Origin of the sequence: Clostridium sp. (assembly GCF_032576335.1) — a bacterium.
In the GTDB taxonomy this organism is placed as follows: Bacteria; Bacillota; Clostridia; order Oscillospirales; family Acutalibacteraceae; genus Faecalispora.
In genome coordinates this window covers 1-7,532 of sequence record NZ_JAWFXC010000027.1, presented here as the reverse complement: position 1 = coordinate 7,532, position 7,532 = coordinate 1, and the positions used below count along the sequence as shown (strand labels likewise).

The following is a 7,532-nucleotide window of genomic DNA, read 5'->3' as shown; positions in this document are numbered from 1 at the left end:
TTCCTACATCTAGCCTAATTTTTCCTACATTTAATGTTTTTTTTTTTATTAAAAAACAATGGTTTAAAATCACTAGAATAAAGAAAGAATAAAAGATAAAAAAGAATAGATCCCAGCCCTGTGGATAAATCAGAAAACTGCCGTCGATTTGCCGTAGTTAAAAGGATGTCGCAAACAACGTTTGCTCCTTTTCAAGACAAACCTAAAACACCTCAGTAGCTCCCTCGCTATGCTCGGGCAACTCGCTGTCCCTCTCTTTTGTCTCCGACCATCCTGCTACCGCGCCGCTGTTTTTTCCGTGTCATTGAGTTCGCTTCGCTCACGGCTCAATCAGGAAGGAGCTGTCTGAGCTTCTGTGCCGCGTTTTCAGTATTGGGTGATAAATTCCATTATCGAGCCAATAAAACCTCACCAGGGACTTCCTGTGGCGTTTTAGAGGGTATTAACAACCTTCTCTAATCTTCCTTTTTCTGATTGAGTAATACCTGCCCCTTCAATTTCCATTCTTCCCATTTGGGATTATCTCGGGATAATTCATGCAAGCTGGCTAATGCACCCAGTAGTTTCGCGGGGTCATCTACCGGTTTACCCGTTTGACTGTCCACTAACCCCGCCATAATGAGTAACCCCGCTGATTGATAAAGGGCATGGTCACGCGCTTTACGGGCGGCTTTGGCTTCTGCACGCTTCTCTGCTTGAATAAGATTCATCACCTTTGTGCGGGCTTCCTGTGCTTTTTCTGCTGCCCGCTCTGCCTGAATTAACAATGAGAGCGTCTTTATTTCTTGGGCGGTTTTATCCGCTTTATCGTGCAAAATCACCAATAAACGTTGTGGCTCATTCGGTGCTTTTAAACCACGGATATATTGCACTCTGTCTGCCACCCATTTGGCCTGTTTTTCGTTTTTCATCTTTACCACTCACGCTGTTTTTAGAATGAAATAATTATGCTCATGATTGGCAACTCAGGTCAAATTCTACTACAATCCCTATCATTCTTTTTATTGATAGGGCGCACTTAGACGTTTCTTTACTTCGTTTAGAAACGGTGCGCGCTTGCAGCGGGCGAAAACAGCATGGCATCTTATCATCTCAGCGTTAAAACCGGCGGGAAAGGCAAAGCCGCTTCCCATGCCGATTATATTGCGCGGGAGGGAAAATATGCCCGTGAAAAAGACAACGACCTTGAGCATCAAGAGTCCGGCAATATGCCCGCATGGGCAGCGCATAAACCGTCCGAGTTTTGGAAAGCCGCTGACACGTTTGAACGTGCCAACGGCTGCACCTACCGCGAAATTGAAATTGCTCTTCCGCGTGAATTGACACCCGCACAACGCCTTGAGCTTGTTCGTGATTTTATTCAACAGGAAATTGGCGACCGGCACGCCTATCAATTTGCCATTCATAACCCCAGAGCGGCGATTGAAGGCGGAGAACAACCGCACGCGCATATTATGTTTTCTGAACGGCTTAATGACGGTATCGAGCGTGACCCGCAGCCCTATTTTAAACGGGCTAACACGAAAAACCCTGAACGGGGCGGCGCAAAAAAAGCTCGTTTTGGCGAAACGCCGACCGAACGCAAGGCATACCTTATCGCCCAGCGAGAACGCTGGGCTGACTTACAGAATAAGCATCTTGAACGGTATCAGCATCCCGACCGCGTTGATGCGCGTTCCCTGAAAGCACAGGGGATTGAGCGTGAGCCGGAACGACATTTTGGCGCAGGACAGGTCAGGCAGTTTGAACCCGCGCAGTTACACGCCCTGATGGAGCGCAGAGAAGCGGAGCGACAGGCTCAGCACTGTCGTGATGAATGTAACAGCGTGATTGATGTGACCACCACGCTACGGGAAGCCCTCAGCGAGCGTGATAATCTGACACTGAAACACGAGCAGACGTCAGAGCCTCACTCGAAAGCGACTTCAGACAAAGCGTTTGATTTTGAAAAAGAGTCTGACAAGCTGAACGCACTGGTCAGTGATGCCATGAAGGACATACAGGAAGAAATCGATCTTCAGTCCCTTGTTAACGATGCGATGGCGGAGTTTCAGGGCATTCATCAGGACATGGTTAAGCAGCAGGAGCGTGAGTATTGGGCTGAGCAGCGGCGTCAGCAGGAAAAAGAACGGCAGCGCCTCGCTGAGCAGAAGCGACAGAAACCGGATGACGGCTGGTCATTTTCACGATAGAGAGAGTTTTGTATGAGTGATGAGATTAAAAAAATTGCGGCGCTGATTGGGCATCAGCAAGCGCAGGAAAAGCGTGTGGCGGCGTTGATTGAAGAATTTCAGGCGGAATCCGCTAAATTAAGCCGCCAAACAGCACAGTTGGCTCAGGTGATCCATGAATTGGACAGTGCCTCCGGTAAGATGACCGACACGATCAGGCAATCGGTGAATGCAGCCTTAACTCAGGTTGAAAAAGAACTCAAACAAACGGGATTGGCGCATCAGAAACCCGCCGTTAATGCGCTGAATCAGGTGGTTACAGCAGCTAATGAATCCGTGAGTGCAATGCGACGTGAAATGTCGCGTTATACGTGGAAATCCGCGATTTATATCGCCCTGACAATGTTTGCTGTCATGGGGAGCTGTCTTTGGGGAATGATTTATTTTATCAATAGTGGTTATGACCGAATTGAAGCTATGCAAAAGATGGAAACGCACTGGCAAAAAAAAGCTCCGTTGGCACAGATATCGTTCTGTGATGAAAAGCCTTGTGTTAAAGTAGATACTAGTAAGGTATATGGCGATAAAAATGAAACTTATTTAATTATTAAGTAATGGGCGCTGTAGTTAGGCATTGTTCTATTTAGAGAAAAATCTTATGTTTACTTGCGATTATTTAATTGAAGTATGTTAAATAATCACGATAAAATCAAAGGATAAAAAATGACAACGAAGCTATACATATCAAGAATAGAAATATCAAATTTATTCGATATGTTCACATATGATATAAAATTGAATGATGATTTGACAATAATAACATCACCTAATGGATATGGTAAATCTACTATTTTAAGGATGATAAATAATTTAACATCAGGTAACTACTACTCATTTTTACATGAGTCTTTTAGTAAAGTGGTTTTTTATTTATCTGAAAATATAGATGAAAATGAGAAAAAGAAGAAAAAAGCAGCGATAGCTAAAGATCTTTTTGGGGATTTTTTTAATGATGGGGATGATTTTTTCAATATTTTTGATATTGAAGATGATACAAATTCATTAAGGTATAAGATTGAAATTATAAAAAATAATAGAGTAATAACTATTTCAGATGTAAATGTTGATGACTCTCCAACCGCAATAGTTGAATTACCTCCAGAAAATGAATTATCTGCATTAATGTCCTCCATTGAAGCTAAAACAACTATATCTAGAATAGATTATAATTCTTGGATGAATGATTACACTGGTGAGATCTTTAATTCAAGAGAACTTATATATAAACATATAGATATATTAAACGATGAGGATAGAAATCGTATTTTCAAAAATACTACATGGTTAGATAATGTTGTAAAACGATTAAACAGTTATTTTATATCAACGGATAGAATAAGGTCTAACTTTACTAGGTCAAGACATTTTAGAAGTAGAAGTAGAAATGAAAAAAGCAGTTCTATGATAGATAATTTAGCTGCTCTTATATCTGAAAAAATACAAGATGGAATAAGAAATCAATTCGAGATAGGTCGTAAGAAGGAAACAACCTTTCCTGAAAGGCTTATACAATCCCTTAATAAAAATAATAACGATAAAAATATCGTTAATGAGAGGGAATTACTTTCATTGATATCTGACATACAAAAGTATGAAGATGATTTTAGTAAGTTAGGCCTTATATCTGAAAGTACTTCAAGAACCACAAGCCAATTAAGTAGTTTTTTTGATTATGAAAATTCAGGGACTGGTAACGTAGTATTAAAAATTTACTTAGATGATATTAAATCAAAATTTAAAGCTCTAGATAACCTTGCGGATCAATTAAGATTATTTACTGAAACATTAAATGATCTAATATCATTTAAAGAAATAAAAATTGATTCAAGAAAAGGCTTTGTTGTTCAGCCTAAAAATGGTAGAAAAATGATAAATATAAGTGAATTATCATCTGGTGAGCAACATATGATAGTTATGATAGGGAAATTAATATTTGAATCCAAGAAAGGTGACTTGATTTTAATTGATGAGCCAGAAATATCATTGCATCCATCTTGGCAAGAGGGGTATATAGCTAGCCTTGAACAAATAAGGAAAAAAAGAGAATTTAAAATATTAATGGCGACTCATTCAACAATGATTATTGGTAATAGATGGAATGAAGTTGTTGAACTAAATGATTTTGTTAGAGGGGGGCAGAGTATTCATGAGTAAAAGTTCTCTAATTCAATCTAAAATAAGAAATTCTTTATCTCAAGCTAGGTTTTTTTTCGATAGAGAAGGAAAAAAAACTATTTTTATTGAAGGAGATAAAGACCATAAAATGATTAAGCCTTATGTTAATGATAACATAAGGCTGGAAGTTCTTGATGGTAAGCCTAGTATTTTATACGTTGAGCACCAATATTTGAATGACAAATATGCTAAGGAAAATAACTATGTTATGTTGATGGCTGATATTGATTATGATGTTGTTGTTAATAATAATATATCTGATCTTATCAATTATAATGTTTTTTGTAGAGATTCTGGGTTTTTGTTCAATGATTTAGAAATATTTTTGTTTAATAGTAATTCACTAAAAAAAATAATATCAAACTATGGCTTGTATGAATCTGATGAGTACTTTCAATCATTAAAAAACTCAATAGAGAAAGTATCTAGATTTTTTGGAAAATATAGAGCTGCTGATGAGGTGCTAAAAAAGAAATTAGGTGGTAATTCTATTTTAAATGGAATAAATATAAAAGGTTATTTTTCTGTTTCCGGAAATGAAATAAATGCCAATGAATCTGAATTTATTGACCAATTACCCCTTTGGTCAAATAGAAAGGAATTAGTTGAAGATCTTCTTATTGAGGCTGAATCTTTAAATAAAAAGCATGTAGATAAATGGAGTTTATCTAATGGTCATGATATCACTGAAATTCTTTCTGTATATTTAGAGGTTAATCTTAGTATGAAAGAAAAGAAAAAAATAAATATAAACAGAAATTCACTAGAATTATTATTGCGAGTTGCTTGTGATACTCAAGAATATATAAGCTCTCCTATGGGGGGGGCTTTAAATAAATTTTGCACTATTTAGCATAATAGTTATTAATTGAATATTATTTAATATAATAATTAGTAGTGTAGGATGTGATTTGTTTTCGATTTATAAAAACAGCACATTATAAGTGTTTGATAAATATATGTAAATAAAAATACCAGCGGAAATCCGCTGGTATTTTTCACCAGAAATAACTGTCTGGTTTTTTGTCAGGCATCCATACAATGCACTCAGGATCGCAACCTTTGATAATCTTAAACAGATTTTTTCTGTCATCTCCCCGTCTTTTTTTGGTTGTATAAATCCGGTTCCACCATGATGGGTTACGCCAGTAAAAACGGTATTGAGTTTTTCGATAATTGCGTTTTTTTCCTGTCGAAGTACGGTCATAGGTTTTATTAAAATTACTCATGGTTCTCCTGTAGATAATGAATATCTACAACGAGTCCAATGCCTCCATGTTGCGTTTACATCTACCCATTCTTATTACCTAAATTTAGCTGAAAATCAGCTTTGTTTAACATAATCGTGCTTAAGCGCACACCCGCTTAGGCACTCAATCAAAAAATGCCATCAACGGGTTAAAACCACTTCTTTTCTACCGTAAAAAACACCATTATTGATGTTGCTCTTTTGTTATCAAAATAGCGGTTTCGGTTTCGCGGTAAAAATGACGCCAACCGGCTATTTTTTCCAGAATTGCCACGATTTTTTGGCTGGTACTGGTGCAATGGGTTCCGGTGTTGGCGGTAGCTTGGATTCAATTAACAACATGGCTTGTTTCAGGCTGTCTATATGCTCGTCCTGACGTTGTAATTCTTTATTTTTGCTTTCAAGCAGTTGCTCTAAAAGTGCAATTTTTTGTTGTAACAGTGCAACGGATTGATCTGTTTTAGGTGTTGCATCGTGCTGCATTGCGTCGCTTTGCGATAGTGTTGCATGTGTCGCAGTTAGTGAACCAAATACACGAATAAGCTCTGATGTATCTACTTTTTTTGTATTTGTTGCATCAGAAATTTGCGACAGTTTTCCTTGCTTAATATAGCGATGTATTGTTGCTCTGTTTTTTCCAGTTAGTCTGGCTGCCTCTGTAACTGATACCAGTGCCATAGATACCTCATATCCGCCCGTATTTCGCCAGAATTTTCTCTAGCGTAGTTCGTTGTTTTTGAGTCAGCCATGTGAATGAGCCGTTAAGATCGTACTTGCTTTGCATATCGCTCAGGAATTTTGCTTCAAAACTAGTCAGTTGAATTTTTGCAGTTAAAGCATCATGCAATGTTGTTTTTAGACCCTCATGAAGACGATTTTCAGGCGTTAAACGGATTGCCTTATCTTCTTTTTTTGATGCGGGATCTTTTGCTAGTTCAGTCACAAGGTCAATTTGTTTATCCAGTTCAACTTGAAAGATCAGCGTATCAGCAGGACGACCGCGTTTTTCAATAGTCAACTTCATATTGCTGTAAGTGTTTAAGTCATTTGTAACAGGTTTTAGGATCCAGCGATTCAATTCTGCATATAAAGGGTAGTTTTTTTCAAGCATGAGCATAAACTTAAATTCCTTGATACTTATCTCAATGTTTCCCCTATGCGTTTTTCTTTGTGAAAGCTCCTTTAGTAACCATTCATATATTCGCATTGAGTATTTATTTTCAAAGGCTTTAACATGCTCAAGGTTGTATTTAATGAATTTTTTTAAATGAAATAAAAGTGGTTGAATATATGAGCTAAATACTAATGTTACAGTTTGTTCTTCTCTATTGAACTCAGCGTATTCCGTCCAATTGAAAATTCGTTTAGAAACTGCTCCTGTAGGATAAATTAATTCAACAGAGCGTTTAAATAAATCACTAGTTGCACTGTTCAATCTTCCCCAAGCATTTTCATAACTTAAGCCCATAGTGCGCGCATATTCAGAACATGAGAATTTAACTGTTAATTCATCCCTTGTTGGGTTTTCAATTGTAGGGTTCAACTTTGCAACGCAAAACAGAATTAGCTTGGTTTCATGTTCAGTTAGATCATAACGGCTTACTGCTAATTCATTTGCTTTAAACACAACTAATTCAGACATGCTAATCACCATTATGTAGTAATTTAAATCGCTACATAAATCATAATGATGTAGTAATTCAAATCAACTACATTTTTTATGTTTGATTGTGAACAACCTAATTTTTCCTACATCTTTCCCACTGCTAGCCTAATTTTTCCTACATCTAGCCTAATTTTTCCTACATTTAATGTTTTTTTTTTTATTAAAAAACAATGGTTTAAAATCACTAGAATAAAGAAAGAATAAAAGATAA

At 37.1% G+C, this 7,532-nt stretch carries 7 protein-coding genes; 4 read left to right on the top strand and 3 right to left on the bottom strand.

Features of this window, described 5'->3' with window-relative positions; translation table 11 throughout:
• Nucleotides 1-455 precede the first annotated feature (455 nt).
• Entirely contained in the window at nt 456-911 is a 456-nt protein-coding gene (locus E7L17_RS14870) for a conjugal transfer protein TraD (protein WP_316323908.1), read from the bottom strand.
• A gap of 165 nt (nt 912-1,076) precedes the next feature.
• On the opposite strand from E7L17_RS14870, the gene E7L17_RS14865 reads away from it, so the two are divergent.
• The 4 genes from E7L17_RS14865 (at nt 1,077) to E7L17_RS14850 (ending at nt 5,259) form a co-directional block, all read left to right on the top strand.
• A complete protein-coding gene (locus E7L17_RS14865) occupies nt 1,077-2,192 on the top strand; it encodes a MobA/MobL family protein (RefSeq protein WP_316323907.1) in 1,116 nt (371 codons plus the stop codon).
• 12 nt (nt 2,193-2,204) lie between these two features.
• Entirely contained in the window at nt 2,205-2,786 is a 582-nt protein-coding gene (locus E7L17_RS14860; RefSeq protein ID WP_316323906.1) for a tRNA modification GTPase, read from the top strand.
• A gap of 108 nt (nt 2,787-2,894) precedes the next feature.
• Entirely contained in the window at nt 2,895-4,385 is a 1,491-nt protein-coding gene (locus E7L17_RS14855; RefSeq protein ID WP_316323905.1) for an AAA family ATPase, read from the top strand.
• Nucleotides 4,378-5,259 (top strand): hypothetical protein, encoded by an 882-nt coding sequence (locus E7L17_RS14850; RefSeq protein ID WP_316323904.1) that lies wholly within the window; start codon nt 4,378-4,380, stop codon nt 5,257-5,259. The genes E7L17_RS14855 and E7L17_RS14850 overlap by 8 nt, the downstream gene beginning before the upstream one ends.
• A 648-nt stretch (nt 5,260-5,907) precedes the next feature.
• Here E7L17_RS14850 and E7L17_RS14845 read toward each other — a convergent pair.
• Together E7L17_RS14845 and E7L17_RS14840 are read right to left on the bottom strand one after the other, a co-directional pair.
• Entirely contained in the window at nt 5,908-6,333 is a 426-nt protein-coding gene (locus tag E7L17_RS14845) for a hypothetical protein (protein WP_316323903.1), read from the bottom strand.
• Nucleotides 6,334-6,340: 7 nt separating this feature from the next.
• The gene (locus E7L17_RS14840) at nt 6,341-7,297 is read right to left on the bottom strand and encodes a replication initiation protein (protein WP_316323902.1); all 957 of its coding nucleotides are present in this window, start codon (nt 7,295-7,297) and stop codon (nt 6,341-6,343) included.
• Nucleotides 7,298-7,532: the final 235 nt, after the last annotated feature.